Origin of the sequence: Pseudolysobacter antarcticus, from assembly GCF_004168365.1 — a bacterium.
Taxonomy (GTDB): domain Bacteria; phylum Pseudomonadota; class Gammaproteobacteria; order Xanthomonadales; family Rhodanobacteraceae; genus Pseudolysobacter; species Pseudolysobacter antarcticus.
Genome location: NZ_CP035704.1, coordinates 3,647,126 through 3,670,664 on the forward strand (window position 1 = coordinate 3,647,126; position 23,539 = coordinate 3,670,664).

A 23,539-nucleotide genomic window follows, 5' to 3' on the forward strand; every position below is an offset into this window, starting at 1 on the left:
ATCGCGAGATTGTTTGATCGCGGAAGCTCGACCAATCAACACTGTTGCTGGAATTTATCGCAGCGCCTGCGTCGCAAGAAACTCGGCGCGCAACTCGCCGTAGTCGAGCAGATGGCTGCGCATCCACTGCTGTAGCTTCGGACCGAACAAGGCGTCGAATTTCGGTCGCGCTGGTAACAGACGACCACTCACGGCACTCTTGAGCCAAGGTTCTTCGCCAAAATTCAATTCTTGCGCGGATTGCAGATCGCAGTCGGAATCGACCCCAATGAACTTGCACAAGCGACGGCGTTCGTTTTCAAAATCGGCAACCAGATCTTCGTAGAACACAAAACAATGCTCGGGCTGGCCAACGCACGCGCGGTGGATCGTCATCGCACGATTCCAATAATCCACCCACCACGACAGGCCGCGATCAAATGCCGACGCTGCGCCACGATTGCCATAACGCATCACTGCATCGAGCGTAGAAGCGATCACGTCTTCGCCATTGCGCAGCAGATGAATAAATTTCACGCCGGGCACATAACGTCGGATTTCTTCCACGTAATGCACATGGTTGGGCGTTTTCTCCAGCCAAGCCTGACACCCCTGCGCGGCCGCACTGTGATCGAGCATATCGACCAGCGCCTGTGTCCCAGCCTGCAGACTCCAGCAACGCAAGAAGGTCGGCGTGGCACTGCCTAGGCCAGCGGCGATAGTCGTCAAGGCCGCACGCGCCCTGCGTCGCGAACGTGTACGCACAAGCCAGCCGTTGCGGTGGTAGGCGACCGGACGCGCCGACGCTTGCGGGTGCACGCGTCTATCCAGATCGAGCAGAATATTTTCGAAAAAAGACGTTTCCGGCAACGAAAAAATCTGCGGATGACGCGCCAGCGTGGCCTGCACAAATGTCGTGCCGGAGCGCGGACAGCCGACTAGAAAAATTCGTTGCATGTCTTTTGCGTCGGTGCGAAATCGCATCAGTCTTCAGTTATTCCCGGAATCAATACGCAGCTTTTCTGCGCGTAAACAACATCGCCACATTGGTCGTACTCATCAATCAGCGAAAACTGTGAACCACGTCATCTAAGTACGTTTGCGGCAACGTCAGGTTGACCGATAGCGATACAAAATGACGTAAATCACATGTAACAAATTGCAAAGTGAGCTCACAGGCGTGTCTGTGCACGTATGCTAGACATATGATTGTTGAAACTAGCCCCATGATTTCCGTACAACGCGCACCACCGCTGCGAATTCTGCTCGCCGACGACGACGAGGAGCTGTCGCAGTTGCTGCGCGATTTCCTGCTCCGCGAAGGCTTTGCGGTAGAACTCGCGCACGACGGCGACCGCGCCTTGGTACTCGCCCAGGAAGGCGGTTTCGATGCCCTGATCCTGGATGTGATGATGCCGGTGCGCTCCGGCTTCGACTTGCTGCGAGAATTGCGGCGCACCTCCACTTTGCCAGTGCTGATGTTGACCGCACTCGGCGAGGACATCGACAAGATTCTCGGCCTTGAACTCGGCGCTGATGACTACGTACCCAAACCGTGCAACCCACGCGAAATCGCGGCACGTCTGCGCGCGATCCTGCGCCGCACGCGGGGTGGTGATGCCGATGGCAGTCGACTGGTCGATATGAACATCGGCCCGATCAGCCTGCGCGCCGCGTCGCGCAGCGTCACCGCCTACAACCAGCCGGTGACCCTGACTACGACCGAGTTCAATATTCTCGCCCACCTCATGCGCGAGGCCGGCCGCGTGGTCAGCAAAGAAACATTGTCGCAAGCCGTATTGGGTCGCCCGCTCGGCCCGTTTGATCGCAGCATCGATGTACACATCTCGAAAGTGCGACGCAAACTCGGCGGCGACAGCGAAGCCGAAGCCTTGATCAGCACGATCCATCGCAGCGGTTATCTGTTCCGCGTTTTCGTATAAGCCGATTCGTTCCTCCCGATCCGCCGTGACTCCGCGATAATCTGTATTCTTGCCGCGCGCCACTGAGTTTTTCGCAGGCAACGTACTTCGGGATTCAACGACGATGGGCAAATTGTTCTGGCGCATTTTTTTATTGTTCTCGACCACCGCCGTGGTGTTGATCGTGGCGATGACGTGGGTCGCGATCAGCAATTTCGAGAACGAAAAAATTCCCGGGCTCGGCATCTCGCGCGCCGAAGCTGGCATGAACGATCAACTGCGCCGCGCCGCGCAGGAACTCGCCAGCGGCGGTCAGGAAGGTTTGAGCATGTGGTTGCGAGGCATCGTCAACTACGGCCCGATTCAGCTCGCCGTGCTGGATGAGAATCGGCATGAGCTGCTCGGGCGCGCAATACCCGCCGAGATCGTCGAAACCGCTGCGCATACCACCGACGACAGCGGAGAGGTCAACGGCAAGCGCTTGCGCACGCGCTTGCTCGAGGGTCGCAACGGTGAGCGTTATGTCGCCGTCGCCTACTTCGAGGCCTCGCCGATTGCACGGCTTTTGTATTACCGACCGCGCACGTCGTGGATGCAGTTTGGCTTGGCCTTTCTGCTCAGTGCATTCGCTGGCGTCGTGCTGGCGTATTACATCAGCGCGCCGCTGGATCGCATCCGCCGCAGCACCAAGCGCTTCGCCTCTGGCGACCTTGATACACGTGTCGGCCGGCTACCCTTCGGTCGCAGCGAGGAGGTCGTCGCACTCGCATCCGAGTTCGACCAGATGGCCGCACGCATCAAAGAACTGATCGAAGGTCAGCGCCGTTTGGTGCGCGATATTTCGCACGAAATGCGCTCGCCACTCGCGCGCGCGCGGGTCGCGCTCGAGCTCGTGCGGCAGCAGGACGATGGCCGCAGCACGTCGCACCTCGATCGCATCGAACACGAGGCCGAACGCCTCGAATACATGATCTCGCAGGCGATCGAATTGTCGCGCATGGAAACCAGCACGATGCTGCGTATCGAGGACATCGAGCTTGATCAACTACTCGACGATATCGTCGCCAATGCCGCGTTCGAAATCCAGGTGGACAAGCGCAGCATCCGCATCGAACAGACACGCGCAATCACCGTGCAGGGCGAACGCGAAGTGCTGCACAGCGCGATCGAAAATATCGTGCGTAACGCGTTGCGTTATACCGCCGCAGACAGCAGCGTGGCGGTGCGCCTCGATACGCATCTGGTCGAACAACGCCAGCTCGCACGGATTCGTGTGCAGGATCACGGCCCCGGCGTTTCGGCCAGCGATTGCGACAAGATTTTCGAACCGTTTTATCGCACTGATGCCGCACGCCAGCGCACTAGCGGCGGTAGCGGACTCGGGCTCGCGATCGCGCGCCGCGGCATCGAGCGACAACGCGGCCAGATCAAGGCGCGCAACGGCGAAAAAGGCGGCCTCGAAGTGGAAATCCTGCTACCCGTCGTTTGAGTAAGCGCTGAGTTAGTGATGCCATAATGCGTCGAGTAATCTTCCCGGCTGGCTGAGAAACATGCGGATTCTTTTGGTCGAAGATGCCCTGCCCTTGCGCGACGCACTGGCGAACAGCCTGATCGATGACGGTCATGTCGTTGACTGCGCAGGTGACGGCGCCGAGGCGCTTGGTTTCATCGGCGGCTACAACTACGAGATCGTGGTGCTGGATCTAATGCTGCCGCGCGTCGATGGCTTGACAGTGCTACGCAAGCTGCGCGAATCCGGACGCGACTCGCGTGTGCTCGTGCTGTCTGCACGCGATCACGTCAACGACCGCGTGCAGGCACTCAATCTCGGTGCCGACGATTACCTCGTCAAACCTTTCGCCATCGACGAGTTGCGCGCGCGCATCAATGCGCTGAGTCGACGCGCATTAAGCCACGGCGAAATGCGCCTGCTGGTCGGCGATCTCGAAGTCGATACCTCCATCCGCTTGGCAAAAGCGCGTGGCGAACCACTCGCGCTGTCGCCGAAAGAATATGCGCTGCTCGAAGCGCTGGTGCGTGAGCGTGGACGTGTGCACAGCCGCCAGAGTTTGTTCGAGCGCATTTACGATTCGAAGAGCGAGGCGTCGGATCGCGTCGTCGAAGTATTGATCAGCACCTTGCGCGCCAAACTCTTGCGCGCCGGACTCAAGGACATCATCGAAACGCGGCGCGGTTATGGTTATCTGGTTTCGTAGTTTACTGCGCCGATCGATCCGCATGCGCCTGACCATCACGCTGTGCGTGGGTCTGGGCGTGATGCTCGCGGCGATTTTTGTCAGCTTCGATTATGTCATCGGCGCTGAAACCTTCGGCCGTTTCGATGCTGGACTGGAAACCCAGGCGCGCGCAATCGCCGCGATCCTTGCCGATGCGCCACGCGACATTACAACTGGCGCGGTCGATCCACTGAATGCCCAGCTGCAGCGCGAAATTCGCACCGATTTTTTTCAGGTGTGGGACGGCAATGGGAAGTCATTGCAGAAGTCCGACTCGTGCGGCGCCGACAATCTGCGGCAACCGAAAAAATTCGAGGCCAGAGACACCACGTTCTACAACGCGCGGTTGCCGGATGGCCTGCTCGGTCGCGCCGTGGCATTGCGCCTGAACTTGCCCGAGCACAGCTACGCACAGCCGCTGACGATTGTAGTTTCCGAACAGCGCGAGGAGATCGACGATCTCGAAAGATACGCGCATTACGCACTGTTGATCGGCATCGTGCTCGCGCTGCTCATGACCACCGCACTCGCGGCCATCGCGGTGCAACGCGGCCTGCATCCGCTCGAACGTTTTGGCGCTAGCGCTGCGTTACTCACGCCGCAGAATCTGACCACCGATTTCGATCTCGCGGCGATGCCGCAGGAACTCGCGCCCGTCGCACGCACGCTCAACGATGCGTTCGCGCGCTTGCTCGCGGCGGTCGAACGCGAGCGCGGATTTGCACGCGCGGTGGCGCATGAATTGCGCACGCCGCTGGCGGTGATGCGCACCGTCACCGAACACAGCCTGAGCCATAGCGAATCCGACTCCGCACGCAAAAGCCTCACTACTCTGCTGACCACCGTCGATGGCATGACGCGCTCGGTGGACGGCTTGTTGTCACTCGTGCGCTACGAAGCCGGGCTGGATCAGATCGAAGAAGAACCGGTCGAACTCGGCGGCCTAATCACGAGTCAACTCGGCCTGCTGCAACAGCGCATCGGCGCGCGGCATCTGCGAATTCTCAGTAGCGTGCCGAAAGAAGCGTGGGTGCTTAGCGATACCGCGCTGCTCGAGCGCATCGTCGCCAACCTGCTGGTGAATGCGGTGGATTACGCCGAGCAGGACAGTGATTTATTCATCAGTATCGACAACACCGAAACTGCCGACAGCAATGTCGCGAGCCTGGAATTCCGCAACGCCGCGCCGAGTCTGACCGAACAGGATCTACAACATTTCGGCGAACGCTACTGGCGCAAGAACGACGAAAACGAAACCATCCCGCACGGCGGCCTGGGCCTCGCACTAACCCGCGCACTCGCCGCCGCCCTCGGTGTGGAGCTCGAGTTCGCGCTGCACGGCGGTTACCTGTGCGCGCGTATCACGCAGCTCAAAGCGATTGCGTTTATTCATGCACAATCCGATGCCAATCAAGAAAGCTGATTCTGGAATGACATCTAAAGCGCAGTCATCTCCTTTCGTTTTTACAAGAAATTTTCGGTAACGTTTTTTGAGTGAACGGCCCGCGCATAATTTTGTTGATTACGAACGAGGCGCCGCAGCGCTTGCAATAAGCCCGTTCGGCGCCCACATGCTTTCCGTGTAAGCCAGTCAGTACCAGCCCGGTCTGATTGGCATATTCAAAGGAGAATCGCATGTTGGGTATAGGTGCTTTTAAACAACGCATGCCGTCGGCGGAAAACGCCTTGCCGGGGCGTGATGTCGCGATGCCGGTGGTCAATCGTCATTTCATCAGCGGGCGTCCGATTCAGGGTGAGTTCGTGGGCCTCAAGCGCGTGCAGTTCGGCATGGGTTGCTTCTGGGGCGTGGAACGCAAGTTCTGGGATCTGCCGGGCGTGTTCACCACGGCGGTGGGTTATGCGGGCGGCATCACGCCGAATCCGACTTACGAGGAAGTCTGCAGCGGCCAGACCGGGCACAACGAAGTCGTACTGGTGGTTTACGATCCTGCCGTGATCACGTTTGAAGCGCTGTTGAAAACCTTCTGGGAAAACCATGATCCCACTCAAGGCATGGCGCAGGGCAACGATCGTGGCACGCAATATCGCTCGGGCATTTATTGCTACGACGAAACGCAGCGTATCGCGGCCGAGGCTTCACGTAATGATTTCCAGGCCGCGTTGAACCGCTCGGGTTTTGGTGCCATCACTACCGAAATCGAAGCGGCCGGGCCGTTCTATTACGCCGAGGATTATCACCAGCAATACCTCGCCAAGAATCCGAACGGTTATTGCGGCATCGGTGGCACCGGTGTGTTGTGTCCGATCGGAATTGCGCAGACGGCCTGAAGTTAAAGCAGCGCCGCTGCGAGGCGGATTTAATCCTCGCAGCGGCGACTGACTATTGCGTAACCGCTGAATCGTAGAACTTCGCCAGGTCGATCTTGAACTGCTTCAACGCATCGGTATTGAGATACACCATGTGACCTGACGGGTAATACGTGAAGCTCAAATTCTGGCGCAGGTTGGGTTCGAGTTGCATGTGCGCGAGATCGAATTCGGTCGAGAAAAACGGCGTCGCCAGATCGAAATAGCCGTTCGCCGACAGCACCTTCAGATGCGGATTTTCACGCATCGCCTGACCGAGATCGCCCGCGGTGTACGCCATCAATAACGGGCGCTCGCTGTCGGGCGCCTTGTGGTGCCAGTCCCAGGCTTTGCCGATCTCGCCATTGGTTGGCAGATAGGCAAGCTCGGTGGTGTATTTGAGCTGGTTGCCGAGATAGTCGTGGAACGCGCCAACCATCGCGCCGGCCATGCCGGTGTCGGAGGCATCGTACTCCGGATTTTCGCCGGCGGTGTCGATGTCGACACCTTCAAAGCGCGCATCGTAACGGCCCATCGTGAGCCCTTGGCCACGCAGCAATTCCTTGCGGAAGCGCGATGGATTCACGCGCAGTTTCGCTTCCTTGATGAAGGCCACCGAAAGGCCGGTGTACTGGCTGAGTTTTTGCGCGATCGCATCGGCGCGCGTGGTGCTGAGGTTGTGTCCTTGCGCCAGCGCGGGGCCGTATTCATCGGTGGCAAAACGTCGCACTTCATCAAGAAACGGCGCGATCTCGGCGGGCTTGTTGGCGACCTTGTTGTGATACCACGCGATCGCCGCATAGCTCGGCAGATAACTCGTATAGACCTGATCGAGGCCCGGGAAACGCGAACCATAATTGAGGATAGACGACAGCAGCACCACGCCGTTGATCGCCATGCCTTGTTTCTGCAGCACATACACCAGCGCCGCCGAACGTGGTGTGCCGTAGGATTCGCCGAACAGGAATTTCGGCGAGCCCCAGCGATTGTTCAGCGTGACGTAGCGTGTGATCGCCTTGGCGAACGCCTGCACATCCTGATCGACGCCCCAGAAATCTTTCGGTTTGCCTTCACCCACCGGGCGCGAGAAACCGGCACCGATCGCGTCAATGAAAACCAGATCGGATTTATCCAGCAAGGTATCGGCGTTGTCGATCAGATGAAATGGCGCGGGCGACGTCGCCTGCGGACTTTCGGTGGTCACGCGCACCGGCGCGAGCGAGCCCATATGCAGCCAGACGCTGGATGATCCCGGTCCGCCGTTATAGAAAAACGTGACCGGACGCTTGGCCGCATTCTTGTTGTTATCGTTCTTGTTGTTATCTGCCGTGTAGGCGACATAAAAAACGCTGGCGATAGGTTTGCTCTTGTCATCGCGAATCAAAACCGTGCCCGCGGTCGCGGTGTAGTTGATCGAATGTCCGCCGACGCTCACCGCATGATGTGTTTCGGATTTTGCTTCGGGCGGAATGGGTTCTTCTTTTTTCTTCGGATCCGGTTTTCCATCGGTGTGCGCGCTATCCGCATCCTTGGCTTGATCCTGCGCAAATGCGGGTACGGCGAATCCCAATAACGTGGACAACATCAGGCTGATGAACAAGATACGTGGCATGGTCAATATTCCCCGGCAGTAACGGGCAGTATAATTTTGGCCTGCCCAATCGCGCGACTATATCAAGCCGCTGCGCGTGGGCCAGTGTGGACAAAGCACATTTGCGTGTCTTTACGTTTTTGCGGTTGATGTATCGAGTTTTTTGAAAACTTGCAGCGCGCAAAGGCATGGAAATGAGCTGTCATCTCAGCGCAGACCGGAATCCGGTTCTTGATGCATCGGATGACACATCTGGATAGCCTGCGCTGGGATACCGGCTCATATTTGTACGCATAGAGAAGCGTTTTGACCGATGCCATTGAAATTAATTAACCAGTTAATTATAATTTTGGGATGGTCAAGCCTGCACAACCACGCAAGCCCCGCCGCCCCGGTCGACCAACACAGTCGACCGATGCCGACATGCGCACGCAAGTGCTGGATGCGGCCGTCGCGCTGTTTGCCGAGCGCGGCGTGATCGCCACGCCGCTGCGTGCGATAGCCACGAAAGCAGGCGTTACTCCGGCGTTGCTGCATTATTATTTCGGCAGCAAGGACGCCATGGTCGAGGCGTTGCTGGATGAGCGCATCGCGCCATTTATCGCAATCTCGACCGCGCCCTTGCAAGGACCGACTAAAAGCCCGTGCACCACGTTGCTGGCTTTTCTCGAAGGACATATGCGCAATATCGCGGCGCATCCATGGCTGCCGCGATTGATGGTGCGCGAAGTGCTCAGCGAGGGCGGCGTTTTGCGCGAGCGGATCGTCAAGCAGTTCAGCGGAGCGATCGCCAAAGGCTTGGTGAAACTGATCGAACAAGCGCAGGCGCTCGGCGAGATTCGTGCTGATCTCGATCCGCGCCTGCTCAGTTTGTCGCTGGTGAGTCTGGCGGTATTTCCGTTTGCCACCGCGCCGATCTGGCGCGACGTATTCAAGGCACCGGCAAGTCGTGTGAATGCAGATAGCTTGATCGCGCACACCATGGCGTTGGTGCGCAGCGCTTTGGAGGTGAAACGTGTCAAAACAAAATAGATCGCATCGAAATCAGCGCGTGCTGATGGCGATTTTCACGAGCGCCTTGATTGCTGCGTGTAGCCATGATCCCGGCCCATCGCCGCTGATCGGTACGCTCGAATGGGATCGCATCGCGGTGCCCGCCGAGGTATCCGAACCGATCACGCAAATCCTCGTCGCAGAGGGCGATCACGTCGAAGCCGATCAATTGCTGTTGACACTGGATCCACGCCGCACCCAGGCGCAGGTGGATGGAATACAGGCGGATGTGCAACGCCTCACCGCGGCACTCGACGAATTGCGCCACGGCGCGCGTGCGGAAACCATCGATGCCTCACGCGCCGCGCTGGCACGCACGCAGACCACGGCGGCAAATGCCAAGCTCGCGCGTGATCGCGCTGCCGATATCCGCAAGAAAGGACTCAACAGTCAGGTCGATCTCGATAACGCCGAAACCGCGCTACGCCAGGCGAATGCCGATACGAATGTGGCACGTGCGAACCTCGCCGAGCTGCTGCACGGCACACGCAGCGAAGATCTCGCGCAGGGCGAAGCCGCACTCGCGCAAGCGCAGGCGAATCTCGCGCAACTGCAAATCACCTTGCAACGTTTGAGCGTGCACGCGCCGCGCGCCGGGCGCATCGACGCATTGCCGTACAAGCTCGGCGATCACCCGCCCGCAGGCGCGAGTGTCGCCAGTTTGCTGGTCGGCGAGGCGCCGTATGCGCGCGTGTTCGTGCCGGAACCGCGTCGCGCGCAATTGCAGCAAGGCGCACGTTTTACAGTGCAGGTGGATGGCGCGGCGCATGCGTTCACTGCAACCTTGGCGCGCATTCGCAGCGACGCGAGTTTCACGCCGTATTACGCGCTGACCGGCGAAGACGCTAGTCGCCTGACCTATCGTGCCGAACTCGTACTCGATGGCGCCGATGCACACAGTTTGCCCGCCGGCGTACCATGTCAGGCGCAGTTGCTCGACAATGCCAAACACTGATTCAAAAAATGCCATCGTCGCGCGCGGATTGACGCGGCGCTTCGGCGACGTGATCGCGGTCGACAATCTCGACCTCACCGTCGAGCGTGCGCAGGTCTATGGTTTTCTCGGACCGAATGGTTCGGGCAAGTCCACCACGATTCGCATGTTGTGCGGCTTGTTGCTGCCGAGTTCCGGCGAGATCGAAGTGCTCGGCTACAAAATTCCGCAACAGGCCGAAGCGCTGAAACGCCGCATCGGTTACATGACGCAGAAGTTCTCGCTGTACGACGATCTGACCGTATTCGAAAACCTCGATTTTGTCGCCGCCGTGCACGAGCTCACGCGCGCCAACGCCCGTACGCGCATCGCCGAATTGCTCAAGGTGTATTGGCTTGAAGAACTGCGCGGACAACTCGCGGGCACGCTGTCCGGCGGCCAGAAACAGCGCCTCGCGCTGGCCGCTGCGGTGTTGCACAAACCGGAGTTGCTGTTGCTGGATGAGCCGACCAGCGCGGTCGATCCGCAGTCGCGGCGCGAGTTCTGGGATTCGCTGTTTGCGCTGGTCGATGCGGGCACCACGATTCTTGTTTCGACGCACTACATGGATGAAGCGGAGCGTTGTCATCGCCTCGCGATTCTCGATCGCGGTCGTTTGGTCGCCGATGGCGCGCCACGCGAACTCGCCGCTGCGTTGCCCGGACAGGCGTTGCTGGTCGAATGCGATGCGCCGCGTCGCGCGCAAAGTGCGTTGACCGGTTTCACGGGCATTACCGCGATGGCGCAGATCGGCGCAAGCCTGCGTGTGCTGGCAGACGGCGGAGACGAGCAACGCGTGCGGATCGCGCAACATTTGCGAGAGGCCGGCATCGACGCGAAAGTGGAACCGACGATGGCGAATCTCGAAGATGTATTTGTCGCCGCGACTCGTCGATCTTCAGCCAGCGGCAGCGTCGCGGAGAAGAAATCATGAATCTGCGCCGCCTGTTTTCGATCGTCATAAAAGAGCTGCGGCAGCTGCGCCGCGATCGCCTCACGTTTGCGATGATCGTCGGCATTCCGACCATGCAGCTGCTGGTGTTCGGCTACGCCATCAATATGGATATCCGCCATCTCGATGCCGCCGTGCTCGATCAGGCGCAGACTTGGCAATCGCGCGAACTTGTCGCCACGCTCGGCCAGACCGGCGTGATGGATTTCAAATATCGGCTGCATGCGCCGCAGGAAGTCGACGTGCTTTTGCGCGAAGGCCGCATCAGCGCCGCGCTGGTGATACCGCCGGATTTCGAGCGCCGTGTGATCGAGCAGGATCGTGCCGCGCTGCAGATCGTGGTCGATGGTTCGGATCAGATCGTGCAGCAGGCCGCGCGCCAGCTCGCCGCGCTGCCGCTGGCATCGCTGCTCAATCCGGCGCTGGGTGTACAAGTAAACAATGTGGAAATTGTGAACTTTTACAATCCCGAGCGGCGCGCGCCGATCAACACCGTGCCCGGATTGATCGGCGTGATTTTGACGATGACCATGGTGCTGTTCACGGCCATGGCGATCGTGCGCGAACGCGAGCGCGGCAATCTCGAATTCCTGATCGCCACGCCGGTATCACCCGCCGAACTCACGCTCGGCAAGGTCTTGCCGTTCATCGGCATCGGCTTGCTGCAAGTGACGGTGGTGCTCACGCTCGGCGTGTTGATCTTCAAGGTGCCGATCAACGGATCGCTGCTCGATGTGTACGGCGCGGCGCTGGCATTCATCATCGCGTCGTTATCGCTCGGCGTGTTTTTATCGACGCTTGCCAAGACCCAGTTTCAGGCAATGCAGCTCGCAATGTTCACGTTCCTGCCGCAGATTTTGTTGTCGGGTTTCATGTTCCCGTTCGCCGGCATGCCGTGGCCCGCGCAATGGCTGGCGGAAATTTTTCCGATGACCCATTTCATCCGCCTGATCCGCGGCATCATGTTGCGCGCCGCAACCTTGCGCGATCTGTGGCACGAACTCGCAGCACTTGCCGCCTTCTGTGTCGTGGTGCTGACCATCGCGATACTGCGCACGCGCAAACGTTTGGACTGATCAGGTGCCAAGCTATGGCGGGCATTCTTGGGCTTGACTAGATGATCGGTGTGAGCGGTACATACGATGAGATTCTGAGTTGCCGCGCTGCTTATTTGGGATTAGATATCAGGCCGGTGAGAGGGTGCTGACTTCAATATTCGCGTCTCCATGATGATGCCCGCTTATCGATGGAAATAGCCGGCCATGAACGTGTGCGTCGCGAAGAACAAGAAATCTATTGTGATCGTATTGTTCTTTCGTCAGCAGCATTTGAAGGCGCTTGATCCCTTCTCTGCGATACGACCCACCGTGTTCAGGGTGAATGGCAATAAGAGATATCGGGTGTGCCAGGATTAGCATCCAATACGTTTCATTCTCGTCAGTCTTGAAGCATTGATAGTTGGGCCGGCCGGGGAACGTCTCGCGCCAAACAAATCCCGTAAGGCTTACCAACTGCCATTCGTAAACTTCGGATATAACGTCAGGTTCGCGTTCACGCTCCGCAAGTGTGGCCATGGCACCGAACCAATTTTCTCGATGTCCACGCAATTCTGCTGATGTGTATTTAGTTCCTTTCGGATGTCGTACGTTGTAGTGGCCGACATCTGCATGGCAATCAAAGCAAAGCGGTATACAGTTTTCGAACGTAGACTCGCCGCCATCAGCCTCGGGAGTAATGTGATGACACTCAATGTTGGTTCCGCAAAATTTGTGGCAAAGAGTGCATTGACGAGCACATGCCACTAATACACGATCCTTGACTGTTGCAGGCCACATTCCGCTTACCTAACGAGGTTAAAAAAGTTCCGTTGAGGAAATATTTGGCAATTTCCCAGAGTCCGTCTATCCATACTGCAGTGCTGATCGTCAATTTTAGAGAATCCTCTGAGGTCGCTTTTTGCTATTTCGTCGATCAACTCAGCGACTGGATTTTTTCTACATCCTCAACGTTTGACTTGCGCGGACCGCTGTAGAGGCGTCCGCTTGAAGGCAGGGTTGAAAGTCATTCTGTAATCTGAAGTCGAACTTGGCTACCGTCAGGAAGATTCTGTATTTGCCGCGCGATATGGCCGGATGTTTCGATGAGTTCGACGAGTGTGATGGTCGCCAAGTTCTTGCCACCGTATTCGCCACCGAGAACGCAAGGAATCTTGAAACAATATCTGTAGCCCGGTTTCAGTGGGCCCAAGAGTTCCTTTGCTTCTGCAACCAGCGATGACATATGCCAGCCTTCCAAGAAATCCTGTGTCTTTGAAAGTGCATCCAGCCCGTTACGGTCGTTTGCTATGACATTGCAGTAAAGGTCTTCTGGACACAGGCGCCAGTACCGGCCATCTTCGTCTTTGACGATCAGATTGCCGAAAGCGTTGTCTTCAACAACCTGGCTGGGCCGGATGCCTGTCCATTTCCATTCGCGTTCGACGCTTGAGATAAGTTGCATGACGCATAACAATATTAGAGCCTCGAAACGGGGCGTTGGCTGCATACTCGGTTGTGTGATTTCGGGCGTCAAGCGAATTCAAATCCGCAGGAACTGGCACGCGACTGATCGTTACCGAGCAAGGTGTTTTTCTCGATGACTTTGATAATTCAGCAGCACGCGAGGAAGGTACTAACTCGTTGCTCGACAAGCTCGGCATCGCATTAAAAAACCCGCCAGACGCCGCGTGATTAGCCTCCCTGCGGGACTGGTCGAACGCACCAGGTCGCGCCAGGTCACGTAAAAAAATCTCCGAACACGCTGTATTCCACATCAAAGGATGCCACCGCATGTCACTCGAATTTTATTTCCATCCACTCTCATCTTTTTGCCACAAGGCGCTGATCGCGCTGTACGAAAACAACACGGCCTTCGTGCCGCACACTGTGGATCTGGCCGATGAAAAATCGCGTAACGACTTTCGTAATCTCTGGCCGATCGGAAAATTTCCCGTGCTGCGTGACACGAAACAAGACCGGATCATTCCGGAATCAAGCATCATCATCGAATATCTGGATCAGCACTATTCGGGAGGCACGCCACTGATCCCGTCCGATCCTGACGTCGCACGCGAAGTGCGTTTGAAAGATCGTTTTTATGACTCTTATGTGCATGCGCCGGTGCAGAAAATCGTCGGCGACCGCATTCGTCCGCACGACGTACGCGATCCCCACGGCGTCGCCGAAGCCAAGGCGCAAATGCTAGTCGCTTATGGCATTGTCGAGAAGGAAATGGCAACACGCATATGGGCCATGGGCGACTTTTTCAGCATGGCCGATTGCGCCGCTGCACCCGCATTGTTCTACGGCAATCTCGTGATGCCATTGGCGCCAGACTTCAAGAATTTGGCGGCTTACCTGCAACGGTTGATGTTACGTCCGTCCTACGCGCGCGTTTTGCGTGAAGCGCAGCCGTATATGGCTATGTTCCCCAAAGAAGAAGCGCAGTGAGAAAGAATTACGCTCACCACATATCCGGCGCATTCTTTTTCTTCTGCTGAGGGTTCGCCGTCAAACACATAGCGCGCGATGTTGACGGGAAGTCTTACAGAATATTTAGGCTTGCGCAGCAAAGTGGGCGCGACACCGCCAAGCGAGCAATAACAGCAATGCAGCAGAAACAGGCCAAACACCGCTGGTAGGGTTGCCGATGCTAAGAGTGAGAATTGGGGCCAAAGCCGCTGCAACGACAAGAGCAGGAACGGCAACGCGCTGGCGAAAGCCCACCAGCAGCAAACAACCAGTGACTATGGCGGCGAGGATGACTTGCGGAAGAAAAAAGTGCAACGCAGTCAAATAAGGCACGCCGAACGACATGCTGAGACCGCGAGCCCAATAGAAAGGCATAGCAACACACCATATTGCCGCCAGAGCGGCGAGGATTACGAGTAACGCAGCGCGCCAATCTTTCATGCAAGCCTAACGTTCAAAGTAACTGGCTGCCGGAACGCGCAGCGTGGAGGCAGTCCAGTTGACTGCCGTGTTGGGCCAATGATTACGTGCCATGCACAACACCACGAACGAGTTTTTCCGCAAACGGCCGTTGATGTTCCTCGAAATACGAAACCCAGAACGAGAGTGATGTATTTTCAGAAGCTAGATTTGCAGAAAGACGAAATACGTCCCTACCATTATCTGTTTCAGTTAGCGCCACCACTTCGCCAACCCAACCACCGCCGCTGGCATTTATGGTTCGTTCGGAACCAAGCATCTTTTCGGCTGAAACTGCCTTTCCGCTCGAGTCGCCAGCGACTTCTACAATGATCGCATCAATTGTCCAGTCGGCGCCCCAGAACGACCAAGAACCATCCGAGTTTCGTTCGTGATACGAAGGCGGCAGAGTAACCCGCCAACCACACCATAGATCAACTTCCCCACCGTGTTCGAGTAGTGTTGCCATTGTTTTTGAAGCCCAACTACTATTAGACCCCGAAGTGGGGCGTTGGCCGCATAGTCGGTTGTGCGATTTCGTGCGTCAAGCGAATTCCCTGCGCGGCGCGCGCGCTTGGTCGGCAACGAGCAAGCAGTTATGGCGACATGTTTATGCGCTACGTCCCGGAAACGGTGGCGCATGAATTACGGTATCGACATTGGTGGCGTTGCAGCCGGTGCGCGCTATTGCATTCGCCTAATCCACGTATCAGAGTGGATAGCAGACGATCTGCAATCTGTGCAGGAATGCTAATGCGACAGACACTGATGTTGCTGATGTGTACGGCGGTTTCGGGCATCGCCTTGGCGGATGCGCCGATGCACCACTGGCTGGTGGATGCGGATGACTTTGCTGATGACATGTCGTCTGCACAACGTGTCGAGATCGAGCAGATGCTGGCACGTAATCGCTTGTTGCTGGCCCGGCATCTGCAAACGATACAGCCATCTGACGCAGAAATATCAACGCAAATTGCGCAGGAAATAATGGCGCAGAAATCATCGGCACATATCGAACAAATCGCGCAAACCGGTCTGGCATGGCCGCTGTCGGCGAATACGAATTTTATCGGTTTCGACTACCACGGTATTTCCAATTTCGTCGATCACGATCCGCGTTTTCCGGGCTTCGTCAAAGATTACACCTGCGGCACGCGCACTTACGACAACGCAGCGGGATACAACCATGCGGGCACGGATTATTTCCTTTGGCCGTATCCGTGGTTGATGATGGACCAGGAACAGGTGGCGATTGTCGCCGCTGCAGCGGGGCAGATCATCGGCAAGAGCGACGGCAATTTTGATCGCTCGTGCGCGATGGGCAACGGCGAGTGGAATGCGGTGTATGTGCAACATACCGACGGCACGGTGGCATGGTACGGCCACATGAAATCCGGCAGCGTCACCAGCAAATCCATTGGCGCTAATGTGGCGGTCGGCGAGTTTCTTGGTGATGTCGGCAGTTCGGGATCATCGACTGCGCCGCATTTGCATTTCGAGCTGCACGGGCCGAATGGCGACATCGTCGACCCGCGTCACGGCCAGTGCAATGCGGCGCCGGATTTGTGGGCGATCACGCAGGCGTATGAACAGCCGACGATCAACTCGCTCTCAACGCATTCGGCAGAGCCTTCATTCGTCGCGTGTGGCGTAAGCGACGGGCAACCGGTCGACGAAAATCCGCAATATCAAGATGCGTTTGAACCCGCTGCTACGCTGTGGGTATTCGCCGCGTATCACGATCAGCGCAATGGCGAGATCACGCATTTCAGTATCGAGCGACCGGATCACAGTGTGTGGCAGGCGTGGGATTTCGATCTCGCCAGCGAGGGCTTACCGAAGCCTTTTTATGCTGGCACGGGATGGGACTGGTCATATGTTTTACCCGCCGATGCGCCGCATGGTTTATGGACGATCAATGCCGAGTTTCAGGGGCAGGCTTATGCGCACGCATTTACCGTGGGCAGCGCTGAGAGCCGTGATGTCGGCGCCGTTGCCGCAGAGCGCGCCCGCATCGCTGTTCTGCTGGCGCGCTGCCGACCCGGTAATACGCCTGTGCCGGCGGATTGCAGCTCGACTAGGCATCCATAACAGCCGTGGCTTTTCACGCTAACCGCGCGGCTATGGCGTAGTTTCTAGCGGCGCGGTTGATGGCTGGCGCTAACGCGAAATATCCGACGCAGTATTTTACAGACAAACATGAAGACCAAGAAATCCGATGCCAGCGACAGCCCGACTCTATCTCGATTTCTGCTTCCGCTTGACCAGTGATTTCACCGGTGCTGCAACGGCTTCAACGACATGATCATTCAGCAATTCGCGCGGCAGTTGGCGAAATACCGCCACCAGTTTTTGCAGGAAATCGGTCAGCGCTGAACTGCGTCGCCACACCATCGCGATGCGTCGCGTCGGCGCGTGGTCGCGGAAACGCACGAGCTGGATATTGTCGGATTGCGCCACTGGCGGCTTGATCGAAAGCACCGGCAACAAGGTGATGCCGACATTGGCCGATACCATCTGGCGCAGCGTTTCCAGACTCGTGGCGCGGAAGCCGGACTTCTCGCCGGCGCCGGCCATGTGGCAGACGTCCAGCGCTTGATCGCGCATGCAATGGCCGTCCGCGAGCAGCAGCAGATTTTCATCGGCCAGATCCGCGAGCTTGAGCGTCTTGCGTTGCGCGAGCGCGTGGCCGAGCGGCACCGCCAGCAGGAATGGTTCCTCGAACAACAACTCGGCATGCAACTGGTCGTCGTGCAGCGGCAGCGCGAGGATCGCCGCATCGAGTTTGCCTTCGCGCAACTGATGCAGCAGCAGTTCGGATTTTTCCTCGACCAGCAGCAATTCCAGACGCGGGAAACGTTCGCGAATCGGCGTCACCACATGTGGCAAAAGATACGGTGCCAGGGTCGGGAACAGACCAAGACGCACGGCGCCGGATTCGGGATCGCTAGTGCCGCGCGCCAGCGCGCGGATTTGGTCGATCTCGTGCAATACGCTGCGCGCGCGGTGCACGATTTCGCGTCCGACTTCGGTGAGCAACACCATGCGCGGCGTGCGCTCGACCAGCGCGACGCCGAGTTCGTCTTCGAGTTTTTTGATCTGCGTGGAAAGGGTCGGCTGGCTCACGAAACACGCTTCGGCGGCGTGCCCGAAATGCTTGTGTTCGGCCAAAGCGACCAGATATCCCAGATCACGCAGGTTCATCGCCTTGTCTCCTGAAGCAAGCAACATAAGCTGCTGGGATAGATATAGGTAAAAACTATCGAAAGTATCTTATCAATTAATTGGTATGATAGTCGGATATTCTTTACTCTTGCCGCCATAGCCTGTTCGCAGGTCCCATTCTTTCATCGTAAAACTTCCATCAACCCTTCAGGAGCTTCATCCATGTTAACCGTCGGCGACACTTTTCCAGAATTCCAGCTGCAGGCCACCGTATCCAACGATTTGAACACCGCGTTTGTCGATCTCAACAACAAATCCTACCCGGGAAAATGGCTTTGCGTGTTCTTCTATCCGAAGGATTTCACGTTTGTTTGCCCGACCGAGATTACCGCGTTCGGTGCGCTCAACGCGCAGTTCAACGATCGTGATTGCCAGATTCTGACCGGCAGTATCGATTCGGAATTCGTCCACCTCGCATGGCGTCGTGATCACAAAGATCTCGGCACGCTGCCGTTCCCGATGCTGGCCGACATCAAGCGCGAACTGACCTCGGCGCTCGGCATTCTCGACAAGGCAACTGGCGTGGCAAAGCGCGCGACGTTCCTGGTCGATCCCGAAGGCATCATTCGTTTTGTCGATGTCACCGACATGAGCGTGGGCCGCAATCCGCAGGAAGTGCTGCGCGTACTCGATGCGTTGCAGACCGATGAGCTTTGCCCATGCAACTGGAAGCAAGGCGAAAGCACGCTGAAAGCAGCATAAAACAAGAATCTCCGCGCAGGTGTAACCGCTTGCGCGGAGATTCTCCGGTTTGCGGGAGCGCGCCCAACACTCCCTGATTGTTCTCAAGGCGCGCCCCGTGCGGGCGGTGATATATCCCCCTGTATCACCGCCCATTTTCTTGTCCACTCGCAGAGGTCTCGTGGCGCGATCGCGCCGCGTCGGACGTCTGTTGCCGAAGCATCGGTATTATTTATGGAGAACCGTATGTCATTGACCGAACTGAAAGCCTTACTGCCGGATTACGCCAAGGATCTGCGCCTGAATCTGGATTCGGTACTGAACGAATCCGGCGCGCCGGGCTTGAGCACCAAGCAGATTTTCCTGATCGCCCTCGCTAGCGCGATCGGCTCGCGTTACGCGCCGCTGACCCAGGCGATCGCCGAAGAAACCGCGAAAGTCGCCGATGCTGCCGAAATCGGTGGTGCCAAGGCTGCGGCCGCGATCATGGGCATGACCAATATTTATTATCGTTTTACCCATCTCGTGAGCGAGAAGGATTACGCCACATTACCGGCGCGTCTGCGCATGAACGTGATGGCTAATCCAGGTGGCGACAAGATCGATTTCGAGCTCTGCTCGATAGCGGTGTCGGCGATCAACGGTTGCGGCATGTGTCTCGATTCGCACGAGAAGGTCTTGCGCAATCACGGCCTGACGACGCAGACGATTCAGAGCGCGGTGCGCATCGGCGCGGTGGTACATGCGGCGGCGGTAATTCTCGAACAGAATACGGCGCTGACGATCTGATTCGCGGTTTGCATCGAATCGCTGCCTATGAGGCATGCGACACGAAACCGTTTTGTGTCAGTGCATCTCGGGATTTTTCTCGACGGTGGTCGATAGCTCGCGGATAAACGCGAGCGTATCGGCCAATGTTGGAATGGTCGTGCGGAACTGGCGCGAGAATGCCAGCAGGATACGCGAATGGCCGACATCGGGATAAATTTTTAACGTCACCGGTTCGTGTACCGCGAGCAACTTTGCCGCGAGTGATTCGGCATTGCGTGGCTCGACTTCGCTGTCGTTGGCGCCTTGCAGCAGCAACATCGGCGGCTCGTCGCCACTGACAAAATTGACCGGCTGCGAATCGTGGCGACCACGCGGCGTGTTGCCGAAGATCTCCGCTTCGTTCTCGACGTACGGCAAAAAATCATACGCGCCAGCGAGACCGATTATGCCGGCCAGATCACGCGGGACCATGTCGACCGCTTTCAGGTAACGCGCATCGGTCGCAAGCAACGCGGCAATATGCCCGCCAGCAGAATGGCCCATCATGAATATTTTTTTTGCGTCGCCGCCAAATTGCGCGGCGTGATCACGCGTCCACTCCACGGCCAGCGCCGCATCCTGCATGAACGCGGGAAATTTCACTTTCGGATATTTGCGATAGTCGGGAATCACGACGATCACGCCGTTGCTTGCGAGCGCCTCGCCGACAAAACGGTACCAGCGCCGTTTGCCGCCTTCCCAGCTGCCACCGTAAAAAAACACCACGATTGGCGCCTTGTCCGCCATTTTGGGCGCATACACATCGAGCGATAGTGCGTGATTTTCATCGAACATGATGTCCGGTGTTTCGCTCAGGTCGCGCGCGGCATGCACCGCATCGAGTGTCGAAAAAAATACATCGGCACAACCGGTCATCATGCCTGTGGCCGAAAAGACAACGAGCACAATCAGCCAGCGCCAAGGCGACCATCGCGACGGAAGGCGCCGGTTGCCATGCGGGGTGGATGTTTCTACCATCGGCTGATTGTGCAACAGGAAGTGCGTGAATGAATTCGACACCTTCGCAATTATTTGTAAGCGTGCCCGAGCGCAACACCGGCGATGCCCTGTTGCGCGGTGCGCAGGCGCATCACGTCTCGTTGAGCATGATGGCCGATACCAAGGCCAATATCATCATCACCGTTTCGTCGATTGTGCTGACCTTGAGCATGGGGCGATTGAATCAACCGGAGCTGCGCCTGAGCGTGCTGACGTTGACCGGATTTACCCTGCTGGCATTGCTGCTCGCGATCCTTGCCGTGTTGCCGAAATATCGACCGCTCAAGCTCACTCAAACCGAGTTGCCGGGTCATTTCAATCTGCTGTTTTTCGGCCATTTCGCGGAGCTTTCACGCGAACGTTTTCTGGTCGAGATGGCGCGTACGCTGCAGGCCGACGGCTCGGTGTACGCCGCTATGGCCGGCGATATCTACAGCATGGGCAGTTATCTCGCGCGGCACAAATACCGCTATCTGCGTTACAGCTATTTGAGTTTTCTTAGTGGATTTCTGCTGGCGTTTGTTGAACAGCTATGGTTGCTGCTGAGATCGTAATGCTTGCAAAGCCAAATAGCGAAGCGACATCAACCAATACCGCTTACGGCCCTGTCTCGCAAGGCCGCTAGCGAATTGCAGGCACATGAAGGCCTAGGGGAATCTCTCAAATAGCTACTCGCCAGATGTTCTGTCAGTGCTGATCGACAGTTTTTGCCGGCGCCAATTTTGATGGTGGTTTTTTAAGCAGCTTTTCCGCTTCTGCGGGCGAGGCTGCAGGTACCGGCTTGATATCCCCCCTACCCCGCTCTGTCCCCACGCAAAACGCAAATCGCTTTTGAATACATGCACGGGCTGGAGCTTCAACGCATCCTTGGGCAAACCATATTGGTCATACTGGCTTTTCTGGCTGTTGGCGATGAAATATAAATGATCGTCGACAATGGTGCCGTAAGTGGGCACGCTGAAAGCGGCCTGAGCAACATCCAGCGGCATGGCGCCGGCAATCTCGCGACCATCGGCAGAGAGCTTCAGGCGCATCACGCGCGCTGGTGACATTCCGTTTGAAATCATCACCAGATTGCCATCGTAGTAGTACAAACCGTCGATCCCGCCCACCACCAGTTTTTCGCTATTGTGCTTGACTTCGAACCCGCTGGTTTTTGCGAGATCGATACCAAAAATTCCCAGCGAATAATCGGCGAAATACAGAATCTTGCCGTCCGACGACAAAGCCATGCCGCGAACACTTTCAAGCTTCGGATTGCGCATGATCAGCTTGAGACCGGCGGCGTCGAGCTTGTAGATTTCGTTGTTGACCCCATCGGCGGCGAACAGCTGACCGTCTTTACCGATGGTCAAGGTCGAGAGAATATGTTTGCCTTCGCCGGGCACCAGATATTTGCCGACAAATTTTCCGCTGGAAAGCTGGAACTTGAACACCCCAGCTTTGCCGGCATCTTCCGCTTTGTAATTCTTGAATTGCAGTACGCTGGAGCTTGCGACATACAAAACGTCGTGCGCGCTATCGATGGCGAGATCGTAAACGCCCCACAGGCCATTGCTCACATCGGGTTTGATGAAGGATGAAAGTTTTCCATCCATCGTGGCCAGTGAAATCGAGCCGTCGCGCATGCTGCCAGCAAGAAACTGCTTACGCTTGGGATCATAGGCCAGGCTTTCAATGAGGGTATCCTTGCCGTCCAAATCGAAAGCCGGCTTGCCCTCGCCAAACGGCACCAAGTTGGCCTTGAGGTTTGCGTTGATGTAGTCCCAAACCTTGGTGCCGTGGATCTTGTCGAAGCGCTTGTCATCGCTGAGGTCGTAGCCGAAACCCTGCGCCTGCATGCGCACGAGCAAGTCGTAGGCGCCGGATTTATTGTCGACCTGGGCGTAGGCGATGGCGAGCTGCAGCTTCAGCGCGCCGCTGTTGGGTGTCAGTTCCACCAGCCGTTGCATTGTCCAGATGAACCGCTGGTAGTCGCCATGACCGTTGTAAAATTGCGCCAGCTTGTTGAGTGCGAGCGGAACATCGGCGTGCTTGATTTGTTCTTCGGTGAGCGTCGATGGATCGGAGCCATCGGCCGCGACCGCAGGGTTCGCTGCAGCAGGTTTGTCCTGCGCGTGCGCCGGATTCAGCGCGAACGCCAGCAACAGTGCCGCGAATAAAGTAGGTAGTGCTTTCATCGGAAAACCTTGATCATGGAAGTAGACCGCGTTACGACCACGCGGCAAGATAGAAGTTTCGCCACCGGACTGGCTGGTGGCCTCGGGAATCGCGCACAATGACCGAAACAGAAACGCTTTTCAACGGAAAATATCTGCGCCTCAAGCGAAAAGGCACGTGGGAATACGTCGAACGCACCAATCCCGGCGGAGCAGTCATCATTATCGCATTGACGCCGCAAGATAAGTTGTTGTTTGTCGAGCAGTTCCGCATGGCGATTGGCTGCAAGACGATCGAAATGCCCGCCGGTCTGGTCGGTGACATCGCCGATCAGCAAAACGAAAACCTGCTTGAAGCGGCCCGCCGCGAGTTGCTCGAAGAAACCGGATACGCGGCTGAACGCTTTGAATACCTCATGGCCGGGCCATCGTCATCGGGCATGAGTACCGAGGTGATCGCGTTCGTGCGCGCCTACGATCTCACGCGAGTGCATGCGGGTGGCGGCGACGAAACCGAAAATATCGTCGTGCATGAAGTGCCGCGTAATGATGCGCCGCACTGGTTGTGGCAGAAGATGCGGCAAGGTTATTCGATCGATCCGAAACTGTACGCCGGCTTGTATTTTCTCGATCACGGCGCGGCTCTGCTGGCCAACGCCGCGACGTCTTGAATCACGCTGCGT

General features: G+C 57.2%; 24 protein-coding genes and 1 pseudogene. 15 read left to right on the forward strand and 10 right to left on the reverse strand.

All coding sequences use genetic code 11. From position 1 onward, the window contains the following. Positions 1-54: 54 nt before the first annotated feature. On the reverse strand, positions 55-936 hold the full coding sequence (locus ELE36_RS15600; RefSeq protein WP_165371642.1) for a sulfotransferase family protein: 882 nt from the start codon (positions 934-936) through the stop codon (positions 55-57). A 269-nt stretch (positions 937-1,205) separates the two neighbouring features. On the opposite strand from ELE36_RS15600, the gene ELE36_RS15605 reads away from it, so the two are divergent. The 5 genes from ELE36_RS15605 to msrA all read left to right on the forward strand — a co-directional run bounded on the left by ELE36_RS15605 (position 1,206) and on the right by msrA (position 6,427). After that, positions 1,206-1,922: a response regulator transcription factor gene (locus tag ELE36_RS15605; RefSeq protein ID WP_129834892.1), complete on the forward strand. Its 717-nt coding sequence runs from the start codon at positions 1,206-1,208 to the stop codon at positions 1,920-1,922. 103 nt (positions 1,923-2,025) lie between these two features. After that, positions 2,026-3,390, forward strand: a complete 1,365-nt coding sequence (locus ELE36_RS15610; RefSeq protein ID WP_129834894.1) for an ATP-binding protein — start codon at positions 2,026-2,028, stop codon at positions 3,388-3,390. A gap of 61 nt (positions 3,391-3,451) precedes the next feature. Then, positions 3,452-4,117 carry a response regulator transcription factor gene (locus ELE36_RS15615; RefSeq protein ID WP_129834896.1) on the forward strand — a complete coding sequence of 222 codons (666 nt, stop codon included), beginning with the start codon at positions 3,452-3,454 and terminating at the stop codon, positions 4,115-4,117. 22 nt (positions 4,118-4,139) lie between these two features. Continuing rightward, on the forward strand, positions 4,140-5,561 hold the full coding sequence (locus tag ELE36_RS15620) for an ATP-binding protein (protein WP_165371643.1): 1,422 nt from the start codon (positions 4,140-4,142) through the stop codon (positions 5,559-5,561). 212 nt (positions 5,562-5,773) lie between these two features. After that, positions 5,774-6,427 (forward strand): peptide-methionine (S)-S-oxide reductase MsrA, encoded by a 654-nt coding sequence (gene msrA / locus ELE36_RS15625; RefSeq protein ID WP_129834900.1) that lies wholly within the window; start codon positions 5,774-5,776, stop codon positions 6,425-6,427. A 52-nt stretch (positions 6,428-6,479) separates the two neighbouring features. Here the strand turns inward: msrA and ELE36_RS15630 are convergent, their stop codons facing one another. Beyond that, positions 6,480-8,057, reverse strand: a complete 1,578-nt coding sequence (locus tag ELE36_RS15630; RefSeq protein WP_207215796.1) for a S10 family peptidase — start codon at positions 8,055-8,057, stop codon at positions 6,480-6,482. Positions 8,058-8,459: 402 nt separating this feature from the next. Here ELE36_RS15630 and ELE36_RS15635 point away from each other — a divergent pair, with 402 nt between their 5' ends. From ELE36_RS15635 to ELE36_RS15650, 4 genes are read left to right on the forward strand one after another with little or no spacing between them, the layout of a single operon-like run. Beyond that, the gene (locus ELE36_RS15635; protein WP_165371644.1) at positions 8,460-9,068 is read left to right on the forward strand and encodes a TetR/AcrR family transcriptional regulator; all 609 of its coding nucleotides are present in this window, start codon (positions 8,460-8,462) and stop codon (positions 9,066-9,068) included. A gap of 25 nt (positions 9,069-9,093) precedes the next feature. After that, a complete protein-coding gene (locus ELE36_RS15640) occupies positions 9,094-10,044 on the forward strand; it encodes an HlyD family secretion protein (protein WP_129834904.1) in 951 nt (316 codons plus the stop codon). Between the two features lie 13 nt (positions 10,045-10,057). Next, complete coding sequence (locus tag ELE36_RS15645; RefSeq protein WP_129836934.1) at positions 10,058-10,996, forward strand: ABC transporter ATP-binding protein; 939 nt, start codon at positions 10,058-10,060, stop codon at positions 10,994-10,996. Further along, on the forward strand, positions 10,993-12,090 hold the full coding sequence (locus ELE36_RS15650; RefSeq protein WP_129834906.1) for an ABC transporter permease: 1,098 nt from the start codon (positions 10,993-10,995) through the stop codon (positions 12,088-12,090). Before ELE36_RS15645 ends, ELE36_RS15650 begins: the two co-directional genes overlap by 4 nt. Before the next feature lie 108 nt (positions 12,091-12,198). Here ELE36_RS15650 and ELE36_RS20870 read toward each other — a convergent pair whose 3' ends face one another. The 3 genes and pseudogenes from ELE36_RS20870 to ELE36_RS15660 all read right to left on the reverse strand — a co-directional run bounded on the left by ELE36_RS20870 (position 12,199) and on the right by ELE36_RS15660 (position 13,513). Beyond that, a complete protein-coding gene (locus ELE36_RS20870; protein WP_242512285.1) occupies positions 12,199-12,588 on the reverse strand; it encodes a hypothetical protein in 390 nt (129 codons plus the stop codon). Between the two features lie 99 nt (positions 12,589-12,687). Further along, a pseudogene (locus ELE36_RS21215) lies at positions 12,688-12,849 on the reverse strand (HNH endonuclease); the annotation flags it as partial. A 226-nt stretch (positions 12,850-13,075) separates the two neighbouring features. Then, complete coding sequence (locus tag ELE36_RS15660; RefSeq protein WP_129834910.1) at positions 13,076-13,513, reverse strand: T6SS immunity protein Tdi1 domain-containing protein; 438 nt, start codon at positions 13,511-13,513, stop codon at positions 13,076-13,078. Between the two features lie 329 nt (positions 13,514-13,842). Here ELE36_RS15660 and ELE36_RS15665 point away from each other — a divergent pair, with 329 nt between their 5' ends. Further along, on the forward strand, positions 13,843-14,502 hold the full coding sequence (locus tag ELE36_RS15665) for a glutathione S-transferase family protein (protein WP_129834911.1): 660 nt from the start codon (positions 13,843-13,845) through the stop codon (positions 14,500-14,502). Between the two features lie 105 nt (positions 14,503-14,607). On the opposite strand, the gene ELE36_RS15670 is transcribed toward ELE36_RS15665, so the two are convergent. Next, positions 14,608-14,964, reverse strand: a complete 357-nt coding sequence (locus ELE36_RS15670) for a hypothetical protein (protein WP_129834913.1) — start codon at positions 14,962-14,964, stop codon at positions 14,608-14,610. A gap of 82 nt (positions 14,965-15,046) precedes the next feature. Beyond that, positions 15,047-15,451, reverse strand: a complete 405-nt coding sequence (locus ELE36_RS15675) for a hypothetical protein (RefSeq protein WP_129834915.1) — start codon at positions 15,449-15,451, stop codon at positions 15,047-15,049. 284 nt (positions 15,452-15,735) lie between these two features. Between ELE36_RS15675 and ELE36_RS15680 the strand changes: the two genes are divergently transcribed. Next, the gene (locus ELE36_RS15680; RefSeq protein ID WP_165371645.1) at positions 15,736-17,073 is read left to right on the forward strand and encodes a M23 family metallopeptidase; all 1,338 of its coding nucleotides are present in this window, start codon (positions 15,736-15,738) and stop codon (positions 17,071-17,073) included. Positions 17,074-17,220: 147 nt separating this feature from the next. On the opposite strand, the gene ELE36_RS15685 is transcribed toward ELE36_RS15680, so the two are convergent. After that, positions 17,221-18,186: a LysR substrate-binding domain-containing protein gene (locus tag ELE36_RS15685; RefSeq protein WP_129834919.1), complete on the reverse strand. Its 966-nt coding sequence runs from the start codon at positions 18,184-18,186 to the stop codon at positions 17,221-17,223. Between the two features lie 183 nt (positions 18,187-18,369). Between ELE36_RS15685 and ELE36_RS15690 the strand changes: the two genes are divergently transcribed. Then, positions 18,370-18,909 carry a peroxiredoxin gene (locus ELE36_RS15690; protein WP_129834921.1) on the forward strand — a complete coding sequence of 180 codons (540 nt, stop codon included), beginning with the start codon at positions 18,370-18,372 and terminating at the stop codon, positions 18,907-18,909. A gap of 225 nt (positions 18,910-19,134) precedes the next feature. After that, on the forward strand, positions 19,135-19,677 hold the full coding sequence (gene ahpD / locus ELE36_RS15695; protein ID WP_129834923.1) for an alkylhydroperoxidase, AhpD family: 543 nt from the start codon (positions 19,135-19,137) through the stop codon (positions 19,675-19,677). A gap of 57 nt (positions 19,678-19,734) precedes the next feature. On the opposite strand, the gene ELE36_RS15700 is transcribed toward ahpD, so the two are convergent. Continuing rightward, positions 19,735-20,577: an alpha/beta hydrolase gene (locus ELE36_RS15700; protein WP_242512286.1), complete on the reverse strand. Its 843-nt coding sequence runs from the start codon at positions 20,575-20,577 to the stop codon at positions 19,735-19,737. Positions 20,578-20,705: 128 nt separating this feature from the next. On the opposite strand from ELE36_RS15700, the gene ELE36_RS15705 reads away from it, so the two are divergent. Beyond that, on the forward strand, positions 20,706-21,251 hold the full coding sequence (locus ELE36_RS15705) for a Pycsar system effector family protein (RefSeq protein WP_129834927.1): 546 nt from the start codon (positions 20,706-20,708) through the stop codon (positions 21,249-21,251). A 114-nt stretch (positions 21,252-21,365) separates the two neighbouring features. Here ELE36_RS15705 and ELE36_RS15710 read toward each other — a convergent pair whose 3' ends face one another. Continuing rightward, positions 21,366-22,877: a YncE family protein gene (locus ELE36_RS15710; RefSeq protein WP_129834929.1), complete on the reverse strand. Its 1,512-nt coding sequence runs from the start codon at positions 22,875-22,877 to the stop codon at positions 21,366-21,368. Between the two features lie 98 nt (positions 22,878-22,975). On the opposite strand from ELE36_RS15710, the gene ELE36_RS15715 reads away from it, so the two are divergent. Beyond that, on the forward strand, positions 22,976-23,527 hold the full coding sequence (locus ELE36_RS15715; protein WP_129834931.1) for an NUDIX hydrolase: 552 nt from the start codon (positions 22,976-22,978) through the stop codon (positions 23,525-23,527). The last annotated feature ends 12 nt before the right edge of the window (positions 23,528-23,539 follow it).

Excerpts from the sequence above, each read along its gene's own strand:
- ELE36_RS15600 (WP_165371642.1), bottom strand. The coding sequence starts at position 936 with ATGCAACGAATTTTTCTAGTCGGCTGTCCGCGCTCCGGCACGACATTT.
- ELE36_RS15605 (WP_129834892.1), top strand. The coding sequence starts at position 1,206 with ATGATTTCCGTACAACGCGCACCACCGCTGCGAATTCTGCTCGCCGAC.
- ELE36_RS15610 (WP_129834894.1), top strand. The coding sequence starts at position 2,026 with ATGGGCAAATTGTTCTGGCGCATTTTTTTATTGTTCTCGACCACCGCC.
- ELE36_RS15615 (WP_129834896.1), top strand. The coding sequence starts at position 3,452 with ATGCGGATTCTTTTGGTCGAAGATGCCCTGCCCTTGCGCGACGCACTG.
- ELE36_RS15620 (WP_165371643.1), top strand. The coding sequence starts at position 4,140 with ATGCGCCTGACCATCACGCTGTGCGTGGGTCTGGGCGTGATGCTCGCG.
- msrA (WP_129834900.1), top strand. The coding sequence starts at position 5,774 with ATGTTGGGTATAGGTGCTTTTAAACAACGCATGCCGTCGGCGGAAAAC.
- ELE36_RS15630 (WP_207215796.1), bottom strand. The coding sequence starts at position 8,057 with ATGCCACGTATCTTGTTCATCAGCCTGATGTTGTCCACGTTATTGGGA.
- ELE36_RS15635 (WP_165371644.1), top strand. The coding sequence starts at position 8,460 with ATGCGCACGCAAGTGCTGGATGCGGCCGTCGCGCTGTTTGCCGAGCGC.
- ELE36_RS15640 (WP_129834904.1), top strand. The coding sequence starts at position 9,094 with ATGGCGATTTTCACGAGCGCCTTGATTGCTGCGTGTAGCCATGATCCC.
- ELE36_RS15650 (WP_129834906.1), top strand. The coding sequence starts at position 10,993 with ATGAATCTGCGCCGCCTGTTTTCGATCGTCATAAAAGAGCTGCGGCAG.
- ELE36_RS20870 (WP_242512285.1), bottom strand. The coding sequence starts at position 12,588 with ATGGCCACACTTGCGGAGCGTGAACGCGAACCTGACGTTATATCCGAA.
- ELE36_RS15660 (WP_129834910.1), bottom strand. The coding sequence starts at position 13,513 with ATGCAACTTATCTCAAGCGTCGAACGCGAATGGAAATGGACAGGCATC.
- ELE36_RS15665 (WP_129834911.1), top strand. The coding sequence starts at position 13,843 with ATGTCACTCGAATTTTATTTCCATCCACTCTCATCTTTTTGCCACAAG.
- ELE36_RS15670 (WP_129834913.1), bottom strand. The coding sequence starts at position 14,964 with ATGAAAGATTGGCGCGCTGCGTTACTCGTAATCCTCGCCGCTCTGGCG.
- ELE36_RS15675 (WP_129834915.1), bottom strand. The coding sequence starts at position 15,451 with ATGGCAACACTACTCGAACACGGTGGGGAAGTTGATCTATGGTGTGGT.
- ELE36_RS15680 (WP_165371645.1), top strand. The coding sequence starts at position 15,736 with ATGCGACAGACACTGATGTTGCTGATGTGTACGGCGGTTTCGGGCATC.
- ELE36_RS15685 (WP_129834919.1), bottom strand. The coding sequence starts at position 18,186 with ATGAACCTGCGTGATCTGGGATATCTGGTCGCTTTGGCCGAACACAAG.
- ELE36_RS15690 (WP_129834921.1), top strand. The coding sequence starts at position 18,370 with ATGTTAACCGTCGGCGACACTTTTCCAGAATTCCAGCTGCAGGCCACC.
- ahpD (WP_129834923.1), top strand. The coding sequence starts at position 19,135 with ATGTCATTGACCGAACTGAAAGCCTTACTGCCGGATTACGCCAAGGAT.
- ELE36_RS15700 (WP_242512286.1), bottom strand. The coding sequence starts at position 20,577 with ATGATGACCGGTTGTGCCGATGTATTTTTTTCGACACTCGATGCGGTG.
- ELE36_RS15705 (WP_129834927.1), top strand. The coding sequence starts at position 20,706 with ATGAATTCGACACCTTCGCAATTATTTGTAAGCGTGCCCGAGCGCAAC.
- ELE36_RS15710 (WP_129834929.1), bottom strand. The coding sequence starts at position 22,877 with ATGAAAGCACTACCTACTTTATTCGCGGCACTGTTGCTGGCGTTCGCG.
- ELE36_RS15715 (WP_129834931.1), top strand. The coding sequence starts at position 22,976 with ATGACCGAAACAGAAACGCTTTTCAACGGAAAATATCTGCGCCTCAAG.